This window comes from Nocardia nova, from assembly GCF_002933465.1.
Classification (GTDB): Bacteria; Actinomycetota; Actinomycetes; order Mycobacteriales; family Mycobacteriaceae; genus Nocardia; species Nocardia nova_B.
The window spans coordinates 89,946-112,510 of sequence record NZ_PSZE01000014.1; the positions used below are offsets into that span (position 1 = coordinate 89,946).

Here is a 22,565-nt window from a genome sequence, read left to right on the forward strand (position 1 = left end):
CGGGAAAGATGCTGTGCGGGAACTCATTTCAGCCCGGCAGCGTCCATACCCCGCAGCTCCTTCTTCAGGTCGGCGATCTCGTCGCGCAATCGCCCGGCCAGTTCGAACTGCAATTCGCGGGCGGCGTTCATCATCTGATCGGTCAGCTGGGACACCAGATCCGCCAGTTCCGCGCGCGGCATATTCGCGATATCGCGGCCCTCGTACACACCGGCGCTCACCGCGCGGCCGGGTTCGCCCTGGGCACGGCGTCCGCGGCTGGCATTGCGTCCGGACCCGCCGACCTCGACCTCGGTCTCGTCGGCCTCGCGATAGACCTGATCGAGGATGTCTGCGATCTTCTTGCGCAGCGGTTTCGGATCGATGCCGTTGGCTTCGTTGTAGGCGATCTGCTTGGCCCGCCGGCGTTCGGTCTCGTCGATGGCCTGGCGCATCGAATCGGTCACCTTGTCGGCGTACATGTGCACTTCGCCGGAGACATTGCGCGCGGCGCGCCCGATCGTCTGGATGAGGCTGGTGGCGCTGCGCAGGAAGCCTTCCTTGTCGGCGTCCAGGATCGCGACCAGCGACACCTCCGGCAGGTCGAGGCCCTCACGCAGCAGGTTGATGCCGACCAGCACGTCGTACTCACCCAGCCGCAGCTGCCGCAGCAGTTCGACGCGACGCAGCGTGTCGATCTCCGAATGCAGGTAGCGCACCCGCACACCCATGCCCAGCAGATAGTCGGTGAGGTCCTCGGCCATCTTCTTGGTCAAGGTGGTGACCAGTACGCGTTCGTCGCGCTCGGTGCGGGTGCGGATCTCGTGCACCAGATCGTCGATCTGGCCCTTGGTCGGTTTGACCACCACCTGCGGGTCGACCAGACCGGTCGGACGGATCACCTGCTCGACGAATTCACCGCCGGTGCTGCCCAGCTCGTACGAGCCGGGCGTCGCCGACATGTAGACGGTCTGGCCGATCCGGTCGGCGAACTCCTCCCAGGTGAGCGGGCGGTTGTCGACCGCCGAGGGCAGCCGGAAGCCGTACTCGACGAGGTTGCGCTTGCGCGACATATCGCCTTCGTACATGCCGCCGATCTGGGGGACGGTCACGTGCGACTCGTCGATGATCAGCAGGAAGTCCTCGGGGAAGTAGTCCAGCAGCGTCGCCGGCGCAGACCCCGCCGGACGGCCGTCGATATGCCGCGAATAGTTCTCGATACCGGAGCAGAACCCGACCTGCCGGATCATCTCCAGGTCGTATTGGGTGCGCATGCGCAGTCGCTGTGCCTCGAGCAGTTTGCCCTGCCGCTCCAGATCCGCCAGCCGCTGTTCGAGTTCGGTCTCGATATCGGCAACCGCGCGCTCCATCCGCTCCGGCCCGGCCACGTAGTGGGTGGCCGGGAAGATGCGCAGGGTGTCGACCTGACGCACCACATCGCCGGTGAGCGGATGCAGGTAGTACAGCGCCTCGATCTCGTCGCCGAAGAATTCGATCCGGACCGCGAGCTCCTCGTAGGAGGGAATGATCTCGACGGTGTCGCCGCGCACCCGGAACGAACCGCGGGTGAAGGCCATGTCGTTGCGCGTGTACTGGACATCGACCAGCAGGCGCAGCAGCCGATCGCGTTCGACCTCGGTGCCGACCTCGAGCTGCACCGAGCGGTCCAGATAGGACTGCGGCGTGCCCAGACCGTAGATACACGAGACCGAGGCGACCACCACGACATCGCGCCGCGAGAGCAGGCTCGAGGTCGCCGAATGGCGCAACCGCTCCACGTCGTCGTTGATCGAGGAGTCCTTCTCGATATAGGTATCGGTCTGCGCGATGTAGGCCTCGGGTTGGTAGTAGTCGTAGTAGGAGACGAAGTACTCCACCGCGTTGTGCGGCAGCATCTCGCGCAGTTCGTTGGCCAGCTGGGCCGCCAGGGTCTTGTTCGGCGCCATGACCAGGGTCGGGCGTTGCACCCGCTCGATCAGCCAGGCCGCGGTGGCCGACTTGCCGGTGCCGGTGGCGCCGAGCAGCACCACGTCCTTCTCGCCGCCACGCAACCGCCGCTCCAGCTCGGCGATCGCGGCGGGCTGGTCACCGGCGGGCCGATGCTCGCTGACGACCTCGAACCGCCCGTCGGAGCGTTCGATCGCCCCGATCGGCCGGAATTCCGAATGCGCCAGCGGCTGCCCACCGGGTGCGTCCGAATCCGCGGGGATCTCCGTTGCGAAAGCCATGGTCACCAGGGTAAGCCGCGGCACCGACAAGTTCCGGCGCCGTGACCGCGGGCACAGCCACCCGCCCGGTGATCATTTTTCGGCCACGACTGTGTATCGGCGGCAGCAGGCCCACCGGCGCACGGCCCTGACACCGCCCCGGCCGGCGCGACCACCCGGCGCGACCACCCGGCGTGCGCGCCGGCCCGCCCGGGGCAACCGCACGGCAAAACCCGCGACACCCCGGCCTCTCGATAAGACGGCCCGCCATGCGACCCCGAACCCGCACCGCTCGGCATCGTTCACCGTGAGCCGGAACCTCCGGATCGGACGTCGACAAACCCGGCGGGCGTGCGGAGGTCGTTCCCTCCCTCGGAACATGCCGTATGCCAATCATTTCGCCCCGGTCCCCGCTACCGGCAGCGCAATTCCCCCGTCGACCTGTTCGGACATTTCGAACAATTCGAAATACGCCACCACATTTCGGCCACTGCGGGCCGAAAACACTATCCCGCACGATAATTCGACAATTCACCCAACGTGCGGCCGCACGCCGCCCACCGGCGCCGCCGGGCGACCATTGCGGCAGACCTGGCCGGAGGTTTGCCGGGGCAGCGGGAGCATTGCTCCGGCAACCGCGCGCGCGGCATTGGACCAACCGACCAGATGCCCGAAATGTCCGGTAGCACAAGCTGCCTCGATGATCACGGCACGGCCGAATCAGCCGAATTCCGTGTCGTTTTCACCCCGCCGGAGGAGGTTGCCCGGGTGTACGCTGATCCGGTCGGAAGTCGAGAAGGGCAAGTGTTATGGCCGGTTTCCTCGCTGAACGTGTCACCCGGACTCTGCGCACTGCCGCGCCCAATGGAGTCAGCCCAATGCCGTCGAATCGCAACATTCCGGGCCGAAAAGCACCGATTCCGGTGCCACCATCGGGTACGGCACACAGACCGCACGTCGAATATTTCGATATCGCCGATCTCACCAGAACCGATTCCCGCGGTTTCGTCCATTCGGTCGACAGTTATCACGCCGAGCCGTGGGGACTGTATCTGGTCCGGGCCGCCGATACCCCGCCCTACCGCTACACCGAGACCTGGCTGCTGCCGAGGCAGTCGATCCGCGTCACCATGCATCACGTCAACGCGGCGCACGATCGCGACCCGATCTATCACATCTATATCGGCAACTTCGCCAGGATCGAGCCGAAGCGCTGGCGGGCCGAGTACCACTACATCGACATCGTCGCCCGCAACGGCCACGTCTGCGAACTGCACGGAGTCGACGAACTGTTCGCCGCGCACGCGGCCGGTCACGTATCGGCCGAGACGGCTCAGCACGCGTTCGAGCAGGCCACCGCTGTCGTCGACGGTATCGCCTCGCACGATCACAACTTCGAACGCTGGCTCACCACCCAGGGCATCACCCTGCACTGGCTGTAGCCGCATCACCGCCCGCTCGCGCCGATGATCATCCGGATCGCGGCGCGAGCCGGTGTTTCGCGAGTCCGCGGCGGTAGATTCGGGGCATGACGCAGGGGCATGTGGTCGATCTGCATCGGCCGAAGATCGAATACTTCGACCTCGCCGGGTCCACCAACACCGATCCGAAAGGCTTCGTGCGGCCGGTCGAGACGTATCGGACCGAATCGTGGGGGCTCTACATGGCCCGCCCCGCCGATCATCCGGAATTCCACTACCTCGAATCCTGGCTGCTGCCGGAGCTGTCGCTGCGCGCTACCATCTTCCACTTCCGCCCCACCCACCCCCGCGACCAGGACTTTTACCTCGATATCGGCGATTTCGCCGCGGCAGGACCGCACCTGTGGAAGTCGGTCGATCACTACCTCGACATCGTGGTCCGCACCGGCCGCGAGGCGATTCTGCTCGACGTCGACGAGCTCCTGGCCGCCCACGCCGCCGGATATCTGAGCCCGTCGCAGACGCAGCAGGCGATCGAGGCCGCGACCACCGCCATCGACGGAATCGCCGCGCACGGGCATGATTTCGAAGCCTGGCTGCGCTCACGCGGCATCACGCTCCGCTGGCGCTGAAGGCAGCCCCGAGTCCGGCGTGGCAGAGGAGACAACGAGTCGGGCTGCGCCGAACCCTTTTCCCCGCCGGTCCGCGGCAATAGGGTCCAACCAGTTGTCCGCATCCCTCTGGAACCAGGAGAGTTATGGCTGATTCGTCTTCGCTACGTCGGGTCGGGAGTTCGGGGCTCGCGGTGTCGGTCGTCGGACTGGGCACCAACAACTTCGGGATGAAGCTCGATCTCGAGCAGAGCAGGGCGGTGCTGCACGCGGCGCTCGACCACGGCATCAACCTGATCGATACCGCCGACTCCTATGGGGAATCGGAGCGGCGAATCGGCGAGATCCTGCAGGGCAAACGCGACGACGTCGTCATCGCGACCAAGTTCGGCAACGACGTGCGCCGCCTCGGCGGGGACAACGGCGAGGACTGGGGCGCGCGTGGCTCACGCCGCTACATTCGCCGGGCGGTCGAGCAGTCGCTGCGCCGGCTGCGCACGGACTGGATCGACCTCTACCAGCTTCATCGCCCGGATCTGGCGACACCGATCGAGGAGACGCTGTCGGCGCTGGACGATCTCGTCCACGAGGGCAAGATCCGGTACCTGGGCCATTCGAACTTCACCGGCTGGCAGACCGCGGACGCCGAATGGACCGCACGCACCCGCAATCTCGAGCGATTCATCAGCGCGCAGAACGAATACAGCCTGCTGCAGCGTGGGATCGAGGCCGACCTGGTGCCGGCGCTCGAGCACTACGGGATCGGGCTGCTCCCCTACTTCCCACTGGCGAGCGGTCTGCTCACCGGTAAGTACAAGCGCGGCGTGCCTGCCCCCGAAGGCAGCAGGATCCAGGCGTGGGGCCGGGAATCCGCACTCACGGACGCGGTGTTCGACATCGTGGAACAGCTGGAGGACTTCGCGGCGCAGCGTTCGATCACCCTGCTCGACGTCGCCATCGGCGGTCTCGCCGCGCGGCCCGCGGTGAGTTCGGTGATCGCCGGCGCCACCTCACCCGAACAGGTCGAGGCCAATGTCCGGGCCGGGCAGTGGCAGCCCACCGCCGAGGACCTCGCGGAGATCGACCGGATCACCTCCGTATCGCACTGACCGAGGTACGGGCGCCCGGCCGAAATGCGTTCTGCCGGTGCGCCCGATCGCGGGGGTGCCGGTGTCAGGCGCGGGGAACTCGCTCGTAGACCTTGTCGAACCAGGGCTCCTTCACCGACAGGTACGCCGCAACGGCCTCGCCGCCCACCTTGCCCGTCGCCTCCGCCTCCGCGCGGCGCTTGATCTCCAGATATTCGGCACGGGCGTCGGCGTCCGCGCGCAGCCAGTCGCGGAAGTCCGAGGCGAACCGCTGCCCCGGCGAACCGTCCACGCGCACATGGATATTCGCGAGCCGCCCGGGATCGGCATTGCCGTGCAGACGTTTCGCCCACAGTTCGGTATCGGTGCCCGCGGGGTCCTGCGGCGTCGGTTTGGGGTTGTCCCCGGTGACCGAGTCGATCGGGGGAAAACCGGCGGCCGCCAGCCGGTCTCGCAGCGCGTCGGCCGTCGCGAGGTCGGCGACCGTGATCTGGATGTCGATCACATCCTTGGCGGGCAGCCCGGGCACGGCGGTGGAACCGACGTGATCGATGCGGCGCGCGTCGCCACCGCAGGCCAGCCACAGCCGGCCGATCAACCGCTGCGCCTGTGCCGGCCACCGCGGATCCGGCTCGACCAGTCGCACCGCCCCGGTCGAGCGCGCCGGGGTCCGGGTGCGCACATTGTGTTCGAACGGCACCAGGCGCTGCTCCCACAACGCCCGCACCTGCGGCGCCAGCGCCTCGGCGTCGGAGTTGTTGTCCAGCAGGACATCCGCGGCCGCACGCCGCTGGTCGTCACTTGCCTGTGCCTTGATCCGCGCCAGCGCGTCCGCGCGGCTCACGCCGCGGAACTGCTCGAGCCGGTGCACGCGAGTCTGCTCGTCGGCCATCACCACCACGACGAGATTCATCATCGCGCCGAGATTGTTCTCGACCAGGAGCGGAACATCCTGCACCACAATCGCATCCGCCGGCGCGGCGGCGATCAGCTCGGTCGTGCGCCGGCCGACCAGCGGATGGGTGATCGCGTTCAGCGTCGTGCGTGACTGCTCGTCGGCGAAGGCGACCGCCGCGAGCGCGGGTCGGTTCAAACTGCCGTCCTCGGCCAGGATTTCCGGGCCGAACGCCGCGACCAGTGCGGCGAGACCCTCGGTGCCGGGCTCGACGACCTCGCGGGCGATGGCGTCGCTGTCGACCAGAACAGCTCCGTGTTCCACCAGCAGCCGCGCCACCGTCGACTTACCCGCTCCCATGCCTCCGGTGAGACCGATACGCAACATTTCCCCAGTCTCGCATCCCACCACGGGGTCCGCGCCCGCACCCCGGCCGCGGGGCGATCGGGATGATTACCCACCGCGTGAATCCTTTCCACCTCATCCACGCGGTATTGCCCATTCCGTGACGCCGGTGATATCGATTCGCAACTTTTTCCGCCCGATACCGACCGGTGGTCGGCAACTTTCCGACACGCCGGGGTCGAAGTCACGCAAAATCCGCAACCCCACACTTTTGTTCCGCTACTGTTTCGCCGCGGGCGATCCAGGCCATCCGAGCTAGCGAAGGAAGATCATTGGGCACCACAAACATCCAGTCGGGTCGCCACCGGCTGGGTATGGCAGGCACCGTGCACTGCATTCGGATTCCCGCGGTTGCGGCAGCACTGGCCGAACATCGCCGTTCGTGGTTGACCGCCCTCCTCAGCCCGGCGCGGCACAGCTTCGCGGCCATGCGCAGCCGCGGCGGCGCCACCCGCTGGATTCCCGCCACGGCGAGCTGACCAGTACATCGAACGTTCGGCGGCCCACCGCGGATTCGGTGGGCCGCCCGTTTTTCACACCAGGCCGCTCGGGCTTCGACGCGAGCCCGATTCCTGGCTCGGCATCGCATTCGGCGGCACCGGATAGGGAATTCCCTTACCGGCGGTACCGAGCGCGACATTCGGCCCACATTGCGCGAGTGCGGAACCCGATTTCGGTTTCGGATCGGTAATTCGCGGCGGCACGGAATCGGGCGTCGAACCGAAATCGAATGCCGAGGTCATATCGCCGGTGACGCTGCGCCGCCAGGCGGTCACATTCGGAACCTCCACGCCGAAACGGCGTTCCAGCAAACGCAATTGCGAGGTGTGGTCGAAGGTCTGCGAGGCGACCAGCCCGCCGCGTGAATATGGCGAGATGACGAAGCACGGGACGCGGTAACCCAATCCGATCGGACCCGCGACACCGTTGGCCGCCGATACCTGGCCGAGATCCACCGTCAGGTACTCCCCCGGTGTGCCGGGAGGCGGGGTCGGCGGGGTGACGTGATCGAAGAAGCCACCGTTCTCGTCGTAGCTCACGATGAGCGCGGTCTTCTCCCACACCTTCGGATTGGAGGTGAGGATATCGAGCACCTGCATGATGCCCACCGCCCCCAACGCCGGTGGCAGCGCGGGATGTTCGCAGTTGAACAGCGGCGGGATCACCCACGACACCGAGGGGAGGCGATCGGCGGCCACGTCCGCGGCGAAATCCTGCGGATACACCGGGGCTTTGCCGCGCTTGGCGAGTTCGGAATTCGGGTCCGCGGCCTGTTTGAAGCACCCCATCATGCCGTCGAGGATCACCGACGAGATCGGGCCGACATCGCGGTTGTTGTAGATCTTCCAGTCGACGCCGGCCTCCGAGAGGTTCTCCGGATAGGTGCGCCAGCTGTAGGCGTTCTGCGGGATCAGCGTCGGCGTCTCCACCATCGGCCCGCCGGCCAGACCGTCGGGGTCGATGGTGGCGGAGACCCAGTACAGCCGGTTCGGGTCGGTCGGGCCGAGTACCGAGCAGTGGTAGTGGTCGCAGAGGGTGAACGCATCGGCCAGCTCGTGGTGAACCGGAATATCGGCGCGGGTGTAGTACCCCATGGCCGCCGGACCGTTGGCAGCGCCGACGCTGGCCACCGACATCGGCATCCAGCGGTCGTTGCGGCCGCCGTTCCACGCCTCGTGCATACCGGCCCAGGAATGATCGGGATCGTTGACGCACTCGCCGTCGAGGGTCGCGCCGCGGGTGGTATCGAGCCGGAACGGGACGATGAACCCGTCGGCGGTGGGCCCGACGCCGGGTGCGTAGCCGTACTGCTTCCACACCGTCGAGGGGTCGTCGAAACCTCTTACGCCGGAAAGGGTTCCGAAGTAGTGATCGAACGAGCGGTTCTCCTGCATGAGCAGGACGAAATGCTCGATATCGCCGAGCCCGCCCATCCCCGCCGGGTCGGCCGCGTGCGCGCGCTCGATGATCGGATTCGCCCAGGTGGCCAGGGCCCCCGCTCCACCGGCCGCCATGGCCTTCGCCAGAAAATCACGCCTGTTGATGCCGTCGAACAGACCCATGCCGGTGCCGAGACCTTCCGCGTCGGTGAAATGAACAGTGCCGGTTGACAGGACAGTGCCGGTTGACAGGATAGTGCCAGCTGACAAGACCGGGCCGGCTGACAGAGGACAGTGGCAGATCCTCGCCGAGAACAATGGATCGGCGGTATCGACGCGGTGACGACGGGCTGAATGGGTAGCCCGGAGATAGGCGAAGGCCCCGGTCCATCGGACCGGGGCCTTCGTTTCAGCTCAGCGAATTACGCGTTGCCGGACAGCTTCTCACGCAGCGCCGCGAGCTGCGCGTCGCTGGCCAGCGAACCGCCGGCCGGCTCCGAGGAGCTGGAGGACGAGCTCTGCGCGCCGCTCTCGGAGGAGTAGTTACCGGAGGCACCACCGTTGGCGGCCTCGGCGGCGGCGTCGGCCGCCATCTTCTCCATCTGAGCGGTGTGCATCTTGTGGCGACGCTCGGCCTCGGCGTAGCGGCCTTCCCACTCTTCCCGCTGCTTGTCGAAGCCCTCGAGCCATTCGTTGGTCTCGGGGTCGAAGCCCTCGGGGAAGATGTAGTTGCCCTGCTCGTCGTAGCTGTCGGCCATGCCGTACTTCGACGGGTCGAACTCGGCGTGGTAGTCCTCGTTCGCCTGCTTCAGCGACAGCGAGATCCGGCGACGCTCCAGGTCGATGTCGATGACCTTGACCATCGCGTCGTCGCCCACGGCGACAACCTGGTCCGGCACCTCGACGTGGCGCTCGGCCAGCTCGGAGATGTGCACCAGGCCCTCGATGCCCTCTTCGACGCGCACGAACGCACCGAACGGAACCAGCTTGGTGACCTTGCCGGGCACGATCTGGCCGATGGCGTGGGTGCGGGCGAACTGACGCCACGGGTCTTCCTGGGTCGCCTTGAGCGACAGCGAAACCCGCTCGCGGTCGAGGTCGACGTCGAGAACCTCGACGGTGACCTCCATGCCGACCTCGACCACCTCGGACGGATGGTCGATGTGCTTCCAGGACAGCTCGGAGACGTGCACCAGACCGTCGACGCCGCCGAGATCGACGAACGCACCGAAGTTGACGATCGAGGACACGACGCCCTTTCGGACCTGGCCCTTCTGCAGCTGATGCAGGAACTCGCTGCGCACCTCGGACTGGGTCTGCTCCAGCCAGGCGCGGCGGGACAGCACCACGTTGTTGCGGTTCTTGTCCAGCTCGATGATCTTGGCCTCGATCTCCTTGCCGACGTACGGCTGCAGATCGCGGACGCGGCGCATCTCGACCAGGGACGCCGGGAGGAAGCCACGCAGGCCGATGTCCAGGATCAGACCACCCTTGACGACCTCGATGACGGTGCCCTTGACGGCCTCGTCCTTCTCCTTGAGCTCCTCGATGGTGCCCCACGCCCGCTCGTACTGAGCCCGCTTCTTCGACAGGATCAGGCGGCCTTCCTTGTCCTCCTTGGTGAGAACGAGGGCCTCGACCTCATCGCCCACGGAAACGACCTCGGCCGGGTCGACATCGTGTTTGATGGACAGTTCGCGGGAAGGGATGACGCCTTCGGTCTTGTAACCGATGTCGAGCAGAACCTCGTCGCGGTCGACCTTGACGATCGTGCCTTCGACGATGTCTCCGTCGTTGAAGTACTTGATCGTCTTGTCGATGGCGGCGAGGAAGTCCTCGGCGGAGCCGATGTCGTTGACGGCTACCTGCGGCGAGGTGACGGTGGTGGGCATATGTTGGGTTGCTCCGGACGGATTGTGGTCGGTAGTGGACATTGGAACTCTCGGTTTTGCTGTGAAGTCACAGCGGTGGAACTACGTTGACGGCCATGCACAGCACATCGCTGCGACACAGCACAACGCTGTACTCACTGCAGAAACTCACAGCATCGGCTGCGAAATCACAGCCCGCGGGCAACTTCCGAAATCCGTAACCCCTGCGCCCGGTACCGAGCGCTACAGTACCGACAGCGGCTACGCAAATGCCGAAGACACTCGCGGGAAACAGAGTACGCGACGTGAGTTACGCCAAGCAAACACGGGTCCCCACCCGCACCATGATCATACGTCCAGCACCGAACACCGTTCCCGCACAGGGTGGTACCCGTCACGGCCGAGATGTGATCACCCCGGGCGCGCACGCGCCGGCCGGATCGGAGACGGCGTCCGCGGGGGCGCGGACCGGGCCGTGCCATACGCTGCGAACCATGTCCGACGACCCGCATCCGGCCCTCCTCGACGACGAGCGCCACGCCCAGGCCAACGCCCTGCTCGGCACCGCGCGGGTGACCCGCGCGACCGTCGGGTCGGCGGCCAGCGAGCGCGCCAACCGGCGCTGGTGGGATGCCGATGCCGCGCAGTACCACGACACCCACGCCGACTTCCTGGGCGTCGACTCCGAGGCCGGAGAATTCGTCTGGTGCCCGGAGGGGTTGCACGAGGGCGACTGGCACCTGCTGGGCGAGGTCGCCGGGCGGCGAGTGCTGGAGATCGGCTGCGGATCGGCGCCGTGTTCACGTTGGCTGGCCGCCCAGGGAGCGCATCCCGTCGGACTGGATCTGTCGCGCGCGATGCTCGATCGCGGTCTCGTGGCCATGGCACGCGGCGGACCGCGGGTGCCGCTGGTACAGGCCGGCGCCGAGGCGCTGCCGTTCGCGGCCGAATCGTTCGATCTGGCGTGTTCGGCGTTCGGTGCGATTCCGTTCGTCGCCGATGCCGCCCGGGTGATGCGAGAGGTGGCCCGGGTGCTGCGGCCGGGCGGGCGCTGGGTGTTCTCGGTGAATCATCCGATGCGGTGGATCTTTCCCGACGACCCAGGCCCGGACGGACTGCGCGCCACGATCCCCTATTTCGACCGCACGCCCTACGTCGAGGTCGACGCCGACGATGAACCGATCTACGTCGAACATCACCGCACGATCGGCGATCGGGTCCGCGACATCGTCGGCGCGGGCCTGATCCTGCTCGACATCGTCGAACCCGAGTGGCCGGAGTGGCTCGAGCGCGAATGGGGTCAGTGGAGCCCGTTGCGCGGTGAGATCTTCCCCGGCACAGCCATTTTCGTTACTGAGAAGCCGCCGCGGCATTAGCCCGCGCGGCCCGGGGCAGCGGCGGCGGCGCCACCGCTGCCTTCCCGTCGGACACCGTGGTCTGTGCGGGGATGGGCGTGGTCTTACCCGGATCGGGTTTGGCCACCGGCACGGCGGGAGCGGCGGCGGACTCCGCCTTATCGGTGGGCGCTGTCTTACCGGTGGGCGCTGTCTTACCGGTGGGCGCTGTCTTACCGGTGGGCGCTGTCTTACCGGTGGGCGCTGCCTTACTGGTGGGCGCTGACTTACCGGTGGGCGCTGACTTACCGGCCGGCGATTCCGCACCGGCCGGGCCCGGGAACGGCGGCAGCGCCGCGAACCTCGGGTCGATGCGCGCGGTCCGGCTGACGTGGGTGATCCAGCGCCGTGCGCGGGTCAGCGGATGGTCCGGGAACTGCGGATCCCAGCGCGCGTCGTCGGCGACGTTGTAGGGCAGCTTGCCCTTGACCTCGGGCGCGTACGGATGCGGCGGGAACATGTTCGCGAAGCCGACCTTCGGCACCACCGCGGCCTCCCGGACGCCGGAGCGGCCGGTTTCGGGACACATGATCTTCACGATCGCGCTGCATCCGGCCTTGGGCACGACGATTCCGGCGGTGAAGCCCAGTCCGGTTGCCTGATCGGCCAGCGGGAACTTCTCCAGGCGCAGCAGGGCCGGCTGGGAATCCACGGTGATGGCATGTGCCTCGATCAGGCAGCCGAACTCGGCCTGCAATTCGGTGAGGCGGCGGCGCAACGTGTCGATGTCGGACAGCGGGGCGGGTAAGTCCGGTACCAGATCGATATAGCTCAGCGTGATGATGTCACGGGTGGCCGGATTCCCCCACGTGGTCTGGTCAAGCTGCTGCAGTCCCCCGGTTTCGAACACGATTGGCACGCAACCAAGCTACCCATCTGTGACCTTTTCGCACTTCCTGTGGCGTTTTGTGTTCAAGGCGTGACCACCTGGTAATAAATACCGGACGAAACGGGTGTCAGGTTTGTTTTCATTCGGGGGTCTCCCCGGGCCGCCATGGGGAGCGCCCCACCTGGTCGAGCGCCATTCGCGGGGTGAACTCGATCTGAGCGTTGATGCTGCGCAGGTCGTCGGTCGCCGCACGGCACCACCAGCAGATTCGACACCATCGAGGCCCGCCGCTCCTCGTCCAGGTCGACCATTCGCTCCTCGGTCAGCCGCTGCAGCGCCATGCTCACCGTGCGGTGCCGGGCCGTCGGCTCCGGAGAGGGCCGGCGTCATCGCCACGGTCGCGGCACCACGTCGGGGGCGGCGTCGTAGGGGTGCACCGTGGCCAAGGTGCCGGACCGCGGCCTCGGATTGGGTCTGCACGTACTCCTTCGCAGTCGTCGACGGCAAAGGCGGATGGGAAGCTGTCCACGACCCGATAGACCACTACGGCCGCGATCCGGGGTGCCCGGCCGGCGGGACTCTGCTCAGGCGGGCCGGATGTTGCGGTTGAAACGGAACAGGTTGGCCGGGTCGTACTCGGACTTCAGCGCCTGCAACCGCGCATAGGTCCGCGCCGCGTAGCCGGCCCGGGTCTGGTTCTCATCGGCCCACTCGCCGGCGCCGTAGAGGAAGTTCAGGTTGTGGCCGATCGTCCACGGCGCCAACGTCTTCGCGATCAAGTCGTGGTAACCCCGCAGATCGGGGCCGTCCGAGTCCGGCATCGTGATGACGCGCGCGTTGTATTCGGCCTCCCGGTGATCCATCGCGATCCCCGCCGGACCCGGGCGGCGCAGCGCACCCCCGAGATGCCGGAAGCCCGCCACCGCCGCGACCGGCGCCTCGGGGCCGGTGACATCGAGAAAGGCCGAGGCCGCGTCGGCGGTCAGATCCGACAGCAGTGCGTTGGTCGCGGTGTAGGCGTGCGGGAAATTCGGGTCGCGGTAGATGCCGTGAGTGTCGCTGTAGGGCATCGTTCGCAGATCGTCGGCGATCCGGGCGCCCACCTCGCGCAGGGGCCGCACCAGCCGCTCACCGTCGGCCGCCGACCCGGTGAAGGCGACGTTGACGGTAGCCAGATAGCGCCCGCGCAGCGGCTCCGGAATCGCCGCGACGTCGGGCATCGTCATCATGGTGATCGCCGAGGTCATCTCCTCGGGGACCTCGCCGGTCCACTGCCGCCACGCCTCGAGGGCGGGTTCCACCAGCGGGGTGTCGAAGGTGAGCTGTCCGCCGTAGACCTCGGTGATCGGGAACAGTTCGATTTCCATGCCGGTGACCACACCGAAGTTGCCACCGGAACCCAGTGCGGCGCCGAACAATTCGTCATCGGGGGTGAGGCGGCGCAAGCGACCGTCGGCCGTCACCAGTTCCAGGACGCGGACCCGGTCGGCGGCGTAGCCGAAGGTGCGCGCCAGGATGCCGAGCCCGCCGCCCAGGTGATAGCCGATCACGCCGACCGAGGGCGAGGAGCCGTTCAGCGGCGCCAGACCGTGCGCCACCGCCGCGGCGATCAGCGCCTCGGCCTGCACACCGGCGGCCACCCAGGCGGTGCGGGCGCCCGGGTCGACGCGCACCTGAGTCATCCGGCGCGTGCTGATCAACACGCCGCCCACGGCCGGCACCGAAAGCCCGTGCCCGGTCGCCTGCACGGCGACGGGCAACCGGTGCCGGGCGGCGAATTCCACGGCCGCGCGCACATCCTCGGCGTGGAGCGCACCGACGACCAGATCGGGCCGGTGTGTGTAGGCGGTCTGGAAGCCGGAGACCTCGGCGTCGTAGCCGGCGTCACCCGGGGGGAAGACGGGGCCGGTGACGGTGGGCAGTTCGGCGGGGAAGTTCGAGTTCGTCATGTCCTGAACTCTGCCGCCGGGCAATTGAGAAGTAAAACAGATAGTTCTTCTCGGTACTAGAATGAACAGTTATGGAACTGCGGCAGTTGCGCTACTTCGTCACCGTCGCCGAGGAGGCCAATTTCACTCGGGCGGCCCAGCGGCTGCATCTGGCCCAGCCCGGTCTCTCGGCGCAGATCCGGCAGCTGGAGCGCGAATTGGGTCAGCCGCTGCTCGACCGGTCCGGACGCACCGTGACACTGACCGCTGCCGGTGCCGCCGTGCTGCCGCACGCACGGGCGGCATTGGAAGCGGCACAACAGGTTTCCTTCACCGTCGACGAGTTCACCGGATTGTTGCGAGGACAGGTCCGTATCGGCCTGATCTCCGGGGCGGCGACCGAGGAGTTCGACGTCGCAACGGTCCTGTCGGCCTTCCACCGCGATCACCCGCAGGTCGGCATCACCCTCACCGAGGACACCACCGCCCGCATGCTCGCCGCGCTGACCCACGGCGAACTCGATATCGCCTTGGTCGGGCTGACCGGTGAGAAACTCGACGAACGCTTGGCCGCTGACATCGTCTTCGAGGCGCGCCTGGCCGCGGCCGTGGCGCGCGACGACCACGCGTTCGGCTCCCGGATCACACTGGACGAGTTGCGCGAGCGCTCCCTGATCTGCCTGCCGCGAGGCACCGGAATCCGCGGCGTGCTCGAACGTTGCTGTGCCGCTGTGGGATTCACTCCGATGATCGAGTTCGAGGCCGCGGCGCCGCCGCTGCTCGTTCAGCTCGCCGCCGGCGGACTGGGTATCGCCGTGGTGCCGGCCCTCGGCGCCGCCCAAGCCGAGGCCGCGGGAGTCCGGATGATCGAGATCACCGATCCCGAGCTGTACGGACAGCTCGCCCTGGTCTGGCGGTCGGATCGGCCGGCGGCACCGGCCGCGAAGGTACTGCTCGGGCAGTTGCGGATCGCGCTGGGCCCCCGGAGGGCAGCGCACCGATGAATGCCGCCGCCGGACCACGTGCTTGCTATCGACTGCCGACCGCCAGGCGGCACGCCTCGATACAGCCGCGAATTTCGACAGCGCGGGCTGGGAGATGAACGGGACCTCGGCTGCGGCTGCCGTTGGGCAGCGATTCGGTCGACACCCTGCTCGGCCACCTCCACGCCGTGCGCGCCGAATTCGGCGGGTGGGAGAAGATCTCGCGCGCAACGGCCTTCGACGAGAACTGAGCCTCGATCGCGTTCTACAGGATTCGGGACAGGAAGGCCTGGGTTCGCTCGTGTTGCGGATTCGCCAGCACCTCGCGCGGATCCCCGGCCTCCACCACCACGCCCCCGTCCATGAACACCAGCTGGTCGGCGACCTCGCGGGCGAAACCCATTTCGTGCGTGACGACCACCATCGTCATGCCCGAATGCGCCAATTCGCGCATGACCGTGAGAACTTCGCCGACCAGCTCGGGATCCAGGGCGGAGGTGGGCTCGTCGAACAGCATCAGTTTCGGATCCATCGCCAGGGCGCGGGCGATCGCGACCCGCTGCTGCTGACCACCCGACAGCTGCGCCGGATAGGTATCGGCCTTGTCCGCCAAGCCGACTCGATCGAGCAGTTCCCGCGCCCGGGCGACCGCCTTGGCGCGGGACATCTTCTTCACATGGATCGGCGCCTCGATAACATTCGCCAGCGCGGTGCGGTGCGGGAACAGGTTGAAGTGCTGGAACACCATGCCGACGTCGCGGCGCTGGCGAGCCGACTCCCTCGGACGCAGTTCGTAGAGTTTGCCCCCGCGCTCGCGATAGCCGACCAGATCGCCGTCGACATAGAGCCGCCCGGCGTTCACCCGTTCCAGATGGTTGATGCAGCGCAGAAAGGTCGACTTTCCGGATCCGGACGGGCCGATCAGGCACATCACCTGCCCACGCGCGACCTCGAGCGACACCCCCTGCAACACCTGCAACGCGCCGAAGTTCTTGCACACCCGCTCGGCCCGGATCATCGGAACATCGGCCGAGGCCGCCGTGGCGCTGCTCATTTGCCGACCTCCATCGTCTGCTGTGCGGTGGCCAGTGCGCGCAGCTGGCGGCCGGTCAACTGCCGCGTCACGCCCCGCGAGTAATACCGCTCGAGATAGAACTGGCCGACCATCAGCACGCTGGTGATCGCCAGATACCAGGTCGCGCTGACCAGTAGCAGCGGGATCGGCTGGAAGTTGATGCCGTAGATGTCGCGGGCGCGGCCGTACAGATCGGTGGTGAGCGGGATCGCGGTGACCAGTGAGGTGGTCTTCAACATCGAGATCAGTTCGTTGCCCGTGGGTGGGATGATCACCCGCATCGCCTGCGGTAACACCGTGCGCCGCATGGTCTGTCCCCACGACATGCCCAGCGCCACCGATGCCTCGCGCTGCCCCTCGCCCACCGAATTCACTCCGGCACGCACGATCTCGGCCATATAGGCGGCCTCGTTCAGACCCAGGCCGATCATGGCGAAGATGAACGGCTGCGACCAATCCTGCACATCCCACTGCACGAAACTGGGCCCGCCGAACGGGATTCCGAGCTGAATCGATTTGTACAGCGCGGGGAACAGGCCCCAGAAGACGAGCTGGATGTACACCGGGGTGCCGCGGAAGACCCACAGATACACCCACGACACCGACCGCAGCACCGGATTCGGCGACAGCCGCATCACCGCGAGGATCACACCCAGGACGACGCCGATCGCCATCGCCAGCACGGTCAGTTCGAGGGTGACCGCCGCACCCTCGGAGATCCGCCGATCGAACAGATACTTCCAGTAGGTGTCCCAGCGATAGGCCGGGTTGGTGGCGGCACCGTAGACGAACAGCCCGAGCAGGATCAGCAGCACCGCCGCGGCGAGCCAGCGTCCGGGCCGCCGCAGCGGTACGGCCTCGATCGGCTCCGGCATGGATGCCTGGGGCGGGGCGGCCTGCGAGCCGGCGGGGGGTTGCGCGGACATGTGCACTCAGCCTTTCGCGCCGTTGATGACCGAGGTGGTGATCGCACCGGCCGCCACGCCCCAGTTCTCGGCGATGGTGCGATAGACGCCGGAATCGATCAGATGCTGCAGCGCCGCTTGCAGTACCGGGGCCAGCGGCGAACCCTTCGGTACCGGCCAGCCGTAGGGTTCGGCCTCGAACACCGCGCCCGCGGCCTCGATGGTGTCGGGATTGCGCTTGATCGCATACGCGGTGACCGGGGAATCGGCGGACATGGCGTCGACCTGGCCGAGGACCAGGGCCGTGGCCGCCGCACTCTGTTCGTCGTAGGACATCTTATGAATCTCGGGCTTGCCGGCCTCGCTGCAGGCCTTCGACTTCGCGGGGATCTCGTCGATGTCCTCGGTCGTGGTGCGCTGCACAGCGACCTTCTTGCCGCAGGCGTTGTTCGGGTCGATCGGACGGCCCTTGCGCTGCGCCCACTGAACGCCGGCGGAGAAGTAGTCCACGAAGTCGACGGTCTTCTCCCGCGTCAGATTGTCGGTGAACGACGACATTCCCACGTCAACCGTGCCGGCCTCGATCGCGGGGATGATTTTCTCGAAGTCGGCTTCCTGATAGTCGGCGCGGACGCCGAGCACGGCGGCGACCGCATCCATCAGATCGACGTCGAATCCGATGATCTGCCCGGTATGCGGATCCCGGTACTCGTTGGGCTGATACGGAACGTTCACACCGACCGCGAGCCGTCCCGCCTGCGCGATCGTCGGCGGCAGCTGCGCGGCGATCGACTCCACCTTCGTCACCGGCACCTTGGGTACCTTGGGCGATTCGTCCTCGGTGTTGTCCGCACATCCCGCTGCCAGCGCCGCCGCACCGACGATCACGCACGCGGCTCGCAGGATGTACCCGCGGGCGCCGAGTCGAACTGACACGCGGCCCTCCGTATTCGCGCGACCCGCCACCATGATCGGGTCGCCGTGTAGCAATGCAGCCATTCGAAAATCTAGGCGATCGGCACGAGATGCGCCGGTCGGTTACCGAAGGTTAATGCGCGCCACGACCGGCGGCAGGGGTACACGCCGATTCACCGGCGATGCACGCGAGCCCGGACCTGCTCGGTGAATTCACTGGTCGAGGCCAGTCCGCCGAGGTCGGCGGTGGCGATACCGGCCGCCAGGGTCGCCGCCACCGCGCGGTCGATCCGGTCGGCGGCGCCCAGCAGCGCCGGATCGTCGTCGCGGGTGCCCAGCCAGCGCAACAGCATCGCGGCCGACAGTTGCAGCGCGCCCGGATTCGCTCGGTTGCGCCCCGCCAGCGTGGGAGCCGCGCCGTGCACCGCCTGAGCCATCGCCTTGTCGTCCGAGCAGTTCAGCGAGGCCGCCAAGCCCAGCGACCCGGCGAGTTCCCCCGCGAGGTCGGAGAGGATGTCGCCGAACAGGTTCTCGGTCACCAGGACGTCGTAGTCACCGGGCGCGCGGACCAGATGGGCCGCGGCGGCGTCGACATGTTCGTCGTCGACCTCGATCCCCGAATATCGCGCGGCGACGTCCAAGCAGACCTCGCGGAACAGTCCCATCGTCATCGGCAGCACATTCGCCTTGTGCACGATCGTCAACCGGCCGCGCCGCGCGGCCGCGAGCGCGCAGGCCTGATGCGCGATGCGTTCGCAGGCGGCCCGGGTGATCACGGCCACGGCCATCGCCACATCGGCGGTGGGCCGGAATTCGCCCGAGCCGGCGAACATGTTGCGATCGGCGTAGAAGCCCTCGCTGTTCTCGCGCACGATCACCAGATCGATGTCCTTCGCCGCCGCCCGGACGCCCGGAAAGGTCCGAGCCGGGCGGATATTCGCGTACAGGCCGAAGCGTTTGCGGATCGCCCCGCCCGGCGGGGCCCCGATGCGATGATGCGGGGCGTAGGAGGCGTTGTCGTGCGGACCGAGAATCCAGGCATCGAGATCAGCGAGGGCGGTCAGCGTGGTCTCCGGCAGCGGTTCCCCGCATTCGGCGATGGCCGCATGCCCGATCGGGAGCTCGACCCATTCCGGCGCCGCCGCACCGGCCGCGGCGAGAGCTTCGTCCACCACGGTCCGGGTCGCCCGCACCACCTCCGGCCCGATGCCGTCGCCCTCGATCAGCCCGAGCCGCACCGCCCGCCGCGCATCCACCGCGCTCACTCCTCTGCTCGCACCCCGTCCCGGCCGGTCCGCGGCCCGGCACACCGGGTCACCCTATTGGGTACCGGGTCACCGAGCCGACCGCGGGCCCGGCCTGCCCGGGAACTCGCGTATAGGCGCACCGGGCCGCCCGCGCGCGTAAGTTGGCCTGAACCATGGTGCAGTCGGTGGAACTGGTACTCGACGAGGCGGCGGAGGCCGAGGTTCGCCGGCAGTGGCGTGCGCTGGCCGCGGCCGGAACGCACAGTCCCACACCGGAACACCGGCCGCACATCACCGTCGCGGTCGCCCGCGAGATCTGGCCCCGGCTGGACAAGACGCTGGCCGCGCTGCCGTTCCGGCCGCTCCCGATCCGGCTGGGCGGGCTGCTGATATTCGGCGCCCGCCATCCGATTCTGGTACGGCTGGTGGTGCCCACCGAAGACCTGCTGACGATGCAACGGCGCATCGCTGCGGTCGTCGACGCGTGCCCGGGCGTTCCGGCGAACATGTGCCCGGACGCATGGACCCCGCACGTCACGCTGGCACGGCGGCTGAAACCGGAGCACTGGCCCGCGGCGATCGAAGCGGCAGCCGCCGAGCGGGATTTTGCGGCTACCGTGGTGGGTATTCGGCGGTGGGACGGTGATCGGCGAATCGAGTGGCCGATCGCCCCAGGGGGTGGAGTCCACGGTTGAGCCGCGGACGCCGGCCACGCGGAAGATATGCACAGCGTCCCGCGTTGCACCGCAGACAACGACACGAGAGGAACCCATGGCCACCCAGACCCTGACCGCGCAGAACTTCGACGAGATCGTGACCGGAAACGACGTCGTCCTCGTCGATTTCTGGGCCGATTGGTGCGGGCCCTGTAAGGCGTTCGCGCCCACCTTCGAGGCATCCTCGGAACAACATCCCGATGTCGTCCACGGCAAGGTCGACACCGAAGCAGAGCAGAGCCTCGCCGCCGCCGCCAACATCCGCTCCATCCCCACGATCATGGCCTTCCGCGAGGGTGTCCTGGTCTTCGCGCAGCCGGGCGCACTGCCGCCGGCCGCGCTGGAAGATCTGGTCTCCCAGGTGAAGGCGCTCGATATGGAAGAGGTGCGCAAGCAGCTCGCCGAACAGCAGCAGGGCTGACCCGCACGAACCGGTGCCGCATCCCGATTCTTCACGTAACGGGATGCGGCACTGTGGTTTTCGTGACACTGTGGTTTTCGTGACACTGTGGTTTTCGCGTGTCGGCTCGGTTGCCGAGCCGGCTCAGTTCCCGAGTTTGTTGATGCCGGCGATCATGGCGCGAACGGTCGACTCCGGTCCGTCCCCGGCGAGCGCGGCGCCCCAGCCTCGGCGGCCATTGCATTCGCACTGCACGAAGGTGGCGGTGCCGGCGCCGGTACGCCGCTGGTGGAACTGCAGAATCTCCACCGGGTAGCCCTCGTCGTAGAGCGCCGAGGTCAGTGCGGCGACCGGGCTGCCCGCGGACACCACGGTCCGCGCGTGTCCGGCCAGCTCGATGGTCGCGGTATAGGTCGTCGCCCGCTGTTCGGCCCGTGCCCAGTCGCTGAGCTTGACCGGGCCGGTGTGCGCGCAGTAGCGGTCGTAGAACTCCGCGGGCGTCAGGTCGGCGGATTCGGCGCGCAGCCCCTTGGGCGCGGCCGCGATGAAGGCATGTGTATCGATAGTAATCGTCATTGGACTAGGTCTTCCCGAAGCTTTGTCGTTGGCCGGATGACAGAGGGGACCAGCGCAAACACTTTTCCAACGGCCGCAGCGAGGGGGCCGGTCCGAATCAGCTCCCGCTACGGCGAGGTACTACGAGAAGTCGCGCCGCAGCCACCATCGCGGTAAGCGGAAGGAGCACCACACGGTCGCGGTCGGCGACGTTGCGCGTGGCGCTGTGGCTTGCGGCGGGATTCGGCACGGCTTCGAGAATATGGACTCACCGCGTCGATGGCAACAATATTGTGGCGGAACCAACGAGTAACTTCGTCACATTTTCGAGTGAACGGCATACCAACGGACAGTGCCGTGGTGAACGCCGCATTTGCGCAGGCCACAGCCGGTCCACAGGATGTGCCCCGGACATGTTCGGCGTGTCGTCACCGGGGTTGCGCGGGTTTGTCCCACCGCAACAGATAGCGCCAGAACACCAGCCGCCGCACACGCGCGCCCGGCAGGATGTCGCCCGCCCGTCGCGCGACCTCGCGCGTAGTCAGTGGCGGATCGAGCACCACCGGCATCGCCGCATGCGTGGCTTCGTGCGCGTACCAGGCGCCACGACCCGTTGCGCGCAGCGTCGCGAACGTAGCGCCGAAGACGCGATGGCCGAGCACGCCCGCGATCTCCGCGGGCAGTTCCCGCAGTGGATCGGCCCGCGGCAGCGCGATCACCGCGAGCACCCCGCCCGGCCGCAGCGTATGCGCGAGCCGCGGCAACACCCGTTCCAGGGGCAGGTGATGGAGGGTGGTGAGCGACACGACGGCGTCGTAGGCGGCTTTCGGCAGCGGATGCTCGAGAATGTCGGCCCGCGTGCATTCGACGTTGCCCGGGACCACACGCCGGGCCGCCTCGATCATCTCCGGCGACCGGTCCACCGCGTCGATCCGGTCGGCCCGCCGCGCCAGCCTGGCTGCCAAAGTGCCCGCCCCGCAACCGACTTCGAGGATCCGCCCACAATGCTGTGGCAGCTGCCGCAGCAGCGTCCGGTGATAGAAGGCGTTGTGATCCCAGTCCCAGGCACCCATCGCGCCACCTTACGATGTAGCCGTTCGACCGCGCACCGATCGCTCCGATACGGCGGCGCTCACCGATCTTTTACCTCCACACGGCTTCGAGCACAGCGGCAGTCTTTCGAGGCTCCGAGGTCCGCGAGGGAGCGATTTTCCGCTCCGTCCGCGGGACATCCTCGCCTGTGGCGCGATATGTCACGCGA

Annotated in this window: 20 protein-coding genes and 2 pseudogenes; 8 read left to right on the forward strand and 14 right to left on the reverse strand. The window is 67.4% G+C overall.

Annotated elements, in window-relative coordinates:
• Positions 1–23 precede the first annotated feature (23 nt).
• Positions 24–2,207, reverse strand: a complete 2,184-nt coding sequence (gene uvrB / locus C5E41_RS18250) for an excinuclease ABC subunit UvrB (protein WP_104377010.1) — start codon at positions 2,205–2,207, stop codon at positions 24–26.
• Between the two features lie 857 nt (positions 2,208–3,064).
• Between uvrB and C5E41_RS18255 the strand changes: the two genes are divergently transcribed.
• The 3 genes from C5E41_RS18255 to C5E41_RS18265 all read left to right on the forward strand — a co-directional run bounded on the left by C5E41_RS18255 (position 3,065) and on the right by C5E41_RS18265 (position 5,327).
• The gene (locus C5E41_RS18255; RefSeq protein WP_104377069.1) at positions 3,065–3,628 is read left to right on the forward strand and encodes a hypothetical protein; all 564 of its coding nucleotides are present in this window, start codon (positions 3,065–3,067) and stop codon (positions 3,626–3,628) included.
• 86 nt (positions 3,629–3,714) lie between these two features.
• A complete protein-coding gene (locus tag C5E41_RS18260) occupies positions 3,715–4,239 on the forward strand; it encodes a DUF402 domain-containing protein (RefSeq protein ID WP_104377011.1) in 525 nt (174 codons plus the stop codon).
• Positions 4,240–4,364: 125 nt separating this feature from the next.
• Complete coding sequence (locus C5E41_RS18265) at positions 4,365–5,327, forward strand: aldo/keto reductase (RefSeq protein WP_104377012.1); 963 nt, start codon at positions 4,365–4,367, stop codon at positions 5,325–5,327.
• Positions 5,328–5,391: 64 nt separating this feature from the next.
• Here the strand turns inward: C5E41_RS18265 and coaE are convergent, their stop codons facing one another.
• Complete coding sequence (gene coaE, locus C5E41_RS18270) at positions 5,392–6,588, reverse strand: dephospho-CoA kinase (protein ID WP_104377013.1); 1,197 nt, start codon at positions 6,586–6,588, stop codon at positions 5,392–5,394.
• Positions 6,589–6,878: 290 nt separating this feature from the next.
• Between coaE and C5E41_RS33355 the strand changes: the two genes are divergently transcribed.
• Positions 6,879–7,085: a hypothetical protein gene (locus C5E41_RS33355; protein WP_146097596.1), complete on the forward strand. Its 207-nt coding sequence runs from the start codon at positions 6,879–6,881 to the stop codon at positions 7,083–7,085.
• A gap of 54 nt (positions 7,086–7,139) precedes the next feature.
• On the opposite strand, the gene C5E41_RS18275 is transcribed toward C5E41_RS33355, so the two are convergent.
• The gene (locus C5E41_RS18275) at positions 7,140–8,669 is read right to left on the reverse strand and encodes a phospholipase C (protein WP_104377014.1); all 1,530 of its coding nucleotides are present in this window, start codon (positions 8,667–8,669) and stop codon (positions 7,140–7,142) included.
• Positions 8,670–8,908: 239 nt separating this feature from the next.
• Positions 8,909–10,378, reverse strand: coding sequence for a 30S ribosomal protein S1 (gene rpsA, locus C5E41_RS18280; protein WP_039777576.1), 1,470 nt, complete (start codon positions 10,376–10,378; stop codon positions 8,909–8,911).
• A gap of 473 nt (positions 10,379–10,851) precedes the next feature.
• On the opposite strand from rpsA, the gene C5E41_RS18285 reads away from it, so the two are divergent.
• Positions 10,852–11,733, forward strand: a complete 882-nt coding sequence (locus tag C5E41_RS18285; protein ID WP_104377070.1) for a class I SAM-dependent methyltransferase — start codon at positions 10,852–10,854, stop codon at positions 11,731–11,733.
• On the opposite strand, the gene C5E41_RS18290 is transcribed toward C5E41_RS18285, so the two are convergent.
• From C5E41_RS18290 to C5E41_RS18300, 4 genes and pseudogenes are all read right to left on the reverse strand, one after another.
• Entirely contained in the window at positions 11,708–12,610 is a 903-nt protein-coding gene (locus C5E41_RS18290; protein WP_181063292.1) for a hypothetical protein, read from the reverse strand. The genes C5E41_RS18285 and C5E41_RS18290 overlap by 26 nt on opposite strands.
• Positions 12,611–12,819: 209 nt before the next feature.
• A pseudogene (locus tag C5E41_RS36215) lies at positions 12,820–12,927 on the reverse strand (SPFH domain-containing protein); the annotation flags it as partial.
• Between the two features lie 78 nt (positions 12,928–13,005).
• Positions 13,006–13,151, reverse strand: a pseudogene (locus C5E41_RS36220) (SPFH domain-containing protein); the annotation flags it as partial.
• Positions 13,152–13,164: 13 nt separating this feature from the next.
• Positions 13,165–14,529: an FAD-binding oxidoreductase gene (locus tag C5E41_RS18300; RefSeq protein WP_104377016.1), complete on the reverse strand. Its 1,365-nt coding sequence runs from the start codon at positions 14,527–14,529 to the stop codon at positions 13,165–13,167.
• A 71-nt stretch (positions 14,530–14,600) separates the two neighbouring features.
• Here C5E41_RS18300 and C5E41_RS18305 point away from each other — a divergent pair, with 71 nt between their 5' ends.
• Positions 14,601–15,512: a LysR family transcriptional regulator gene (locus C5E41_RS18305; protein ID WP_104377017.1), complete on the forward strand. Its 912-nt coding sequence runs from the start codon at positions 14,601–14,603 to the stop codon at positions 15,510–15,512.
• Positions 15,513–15,756: 244 nt separating this feature from the next.
• Here the strand turns inward: C5E41_RS18305 and C5E41_RS18315 are convergent, their stop codons facing one another.
• From C5E41_RS18315 to C5E41_RS18330, 4 genes are all read right to left on the reverse strand, one after another.
• Positions 15,757–16,545 carry an amino acid ABC transporter ATP-binding protein gene (locus tag C5E41_RS18315; RefSeq protein ID WP_104377018.1) on the reverse strand — a complete coding sequence of 263 codons (789 nt, stop codon included), beginning with the start codon at positions 16,543–16,545 and terminating at the stop codon, positions 15,757–15,759.
• Positions 16,542–17,492 carry an amino acid ABC transporter permease gene (locus C5E41_RS18320; RefSeq protein ID WP_104377071.1) on the reverse strand — a complete coding sequence of 317 codons (951 nt, stop codon included), beginning with the start codon at positions 17,490–17,492 and terminating at the stop codon, positions 16,542–16,544. The genes C5E41_RS18315 and C5E41_RS18320 overlap by 4 nt, the downstream gene beginning before the upstream one ends.
• A 6-nt stretch (positions 17,493–17,498) precedes the next feature.
• The gene (locus tag C5E41_RS18325) at positions 17,499–18,440 is read right to left on the reverse strand and encodes an ABC transporter substrate-binding protein (protein ID WP_104377019.1); all 942 of its coding nucleotides are present in this window, start codon (positions 18,438–18,440) and stop codon (positions 17,499–17,501) included.
• Positions 18,441–18,559: 119 nt separating this feature from the next.
• Complete coding sequence (locus C5E41_RS18330; RefSeq protein ID WP_104377072.1) at positions 18,560–19,642, reverse strand: isocitrate/isopropylmalate dehydrogenase family protein; 1,083 nt, start codon at positions 19,640–19,642, stop codon at positions 18,560–18,562.
• A 164-nt stretch (positions 19,643–19,806) separates the two neighbouring features.
• Between C5E41_RS18330 and C5E41_RS18335 the strand changes: the two genes are divergently transcribed.
• Both C5E41_RS18335 and trxA read left to right on the forward strand, forming a co-directional pair.
• Positions 19,807–20,328 (forward strand): 2'-5' RNA ligase family protein, encoded by a 522-nt coding sequence (locus C5E41_RS18335; RefSeq protein ID WP_104377020.1) that lies wholly within the window; start codon positions 19,807–19,809, stop codon positions 20,326–20,328.
• Positions 20,329–20,404: 76 nt separating this feature from the next.
• Positions 20,405–20,770 carry a thioredoxin gene (gene trxA / locus C5E41_RS18340; RefSeq protein ID WP_030514619.1) on the forward strand — a complete coding sequence of 122 codons (366 nt, stop codon included), beginning with the start codon at positions 20,405–20,407 and terminating at the stop codon, positions 20,768–20,770.
• A gap of 123 nt (positions 20,771–20,893) precedes the next feature.
• Here trxA and C5E41_RS18345 read toward each other — a convergent pair whose 3' ends face one another.
• Both C5E41_RS18345 and C5E41_RS18350 read right to left on the reverse strand, forming a co-directional pair.
• On the reverse strand, positions 20,894–21,325 hold the full coding sequence (locus C5E41_RS18345) for an alpha-isopropylmalate synthase regulatory domain-containing protein (RefSeq protein WP_104377021.1): 432 nt from the start codon (positions 21,323–21,325) through the stop codon (positions 20,894–20,896).
• Between the two features lie 407 nt (positions 21,326–21,732).
• Positions 21,733–22,377, reverse strand: coding sequence for a class I SAM-dependent methyltransferase (locus tag C5E41_RS18350; protein ID WP_104377022.1), 645 nt, complete (start codon positions 22,375–22,377; stop codon positions 21,733–21,735).
• Between the last annotated feature and the right edge of the window lie 188 nt (positions 22,378–22,565).

Bases quoted from the DNA above. Each gene is read 5' to 3' on its own strand.
- coaE (WP_104377013.1), bottom strand. From the start codon at position 6,588: ATGTTGCGTATCGGTCTCACCGGAGGCATGGGAGCGGGTAAGTCGACG.
- C5E41_RS18275 (WP_104377014.1), bottom strand. From the start codon at position 8,669: ATGGGTCTGTTCGACGGCATCAACAGGCGTGATTTTCTGGCGAAGGCC.
- C5E41_RS18320 (WP_104377071.1), bottom strand. From the start codon at position 17,492: ATGTCCGCGCAACCCCCCGCCGGCTCGCAGGCCGCCCCGCCCCAGGCA.
- C5E41_RS18350 (WP_104377022.1), bottom strand. From the start codon at position 22,377: ATGGGTGCCTGGGACTGGGATCACAACGCCTTCTATCACCGGACGCTG.
- uvrB (WP_104377010.1), bottom strand. From the start codon at position 2,207: ATGGCTTTCGCAACGGAGATCCCCGCGGATTCGGACGCACCCGGTGGG.
- C5E41_RS18255 (WP_104377069.1), top strand. From the start codon at position 3,065: ATGCCGTCGAATCGCAACATTCCGGGCCGAAAAGCACCGATTCCGGTG.
- trxA (WP_030514619.1), top strand. From the start codon at position 20,405: ATGGCCACCCAGACCCTGACCGCGCAGAACTTCGACGAGATCGTGACC.
- rpsA (WP_039777576.1), bottom strand. From the start codon at position 10,378: ATGCCCACCACCGTCACCTCGCCGCAGGTAGCCGTCAACGACATCGGC.
- C5E41_RS18260 (WP_104377011.1), top strand. From the start codon at position 3,715: ATGACGCAGGGGCATGTGGTCGATCTGCATCGGCCGAAGATCGAATAC.
- C5E41_RS18265 (WP_104377012.1), top strand. From the start codon at position 4,365: ATGGCTGATTCGTCTTCGCTACGTCGGGTCGGGAGTTCGGGGCTCGCG.
- C5E41_RS18285 (WP_104377070.1), top strand. From the start codon at position 10,852: ATGTCCGACGACCCGCATCCGGCCCTCCTCGACGACGAGCGCCACGCC.
- C5E41_RS18305 (WP_104377017.1), top strand. From the start codon at position 14,601: ATGGAACTGCGGCAGTTGCGCTACTTCGTCACCGTCGCCGAGGAGGCC.
- C5E41_RS18315 (WP_104377018.1), bottom strand. From the start codon at position 16,545: ATGAGCAGCGCCACGGCGGCCTCGGCCGATGTTCCGATGATCCGGGCC.
- C5E41_RS18335 (WP_104377020.1), top strand. From the start codon at position 19,807: ATGGTGCAGTCGGTGGAACTGGTACTCGACGAGGCGGCGGAGGCCGAG.
- C5E41_RS18300 (WP_104377016.1), bottom strand. From the start codon at position 14,529: ATGACGAACTCGAACTTCCCCGCCGAACTGCCCACCGTCACCGGCCCC.
- C5E41_RS18345 (WP_104377021.1), bottom strand. From the start codon at position 21,325: ATGACGATTACTATCGATACACATGCCTTCATCGCGGCCGCGCCCAAG.
- C5E41_RS18325 (WP_104377019.1), bottom strand. From the start codon at position 18,440: ATGGTGGCGGGTCGCGCGAATACGGAGGGCCGCGTGTCAGTTCGACTC.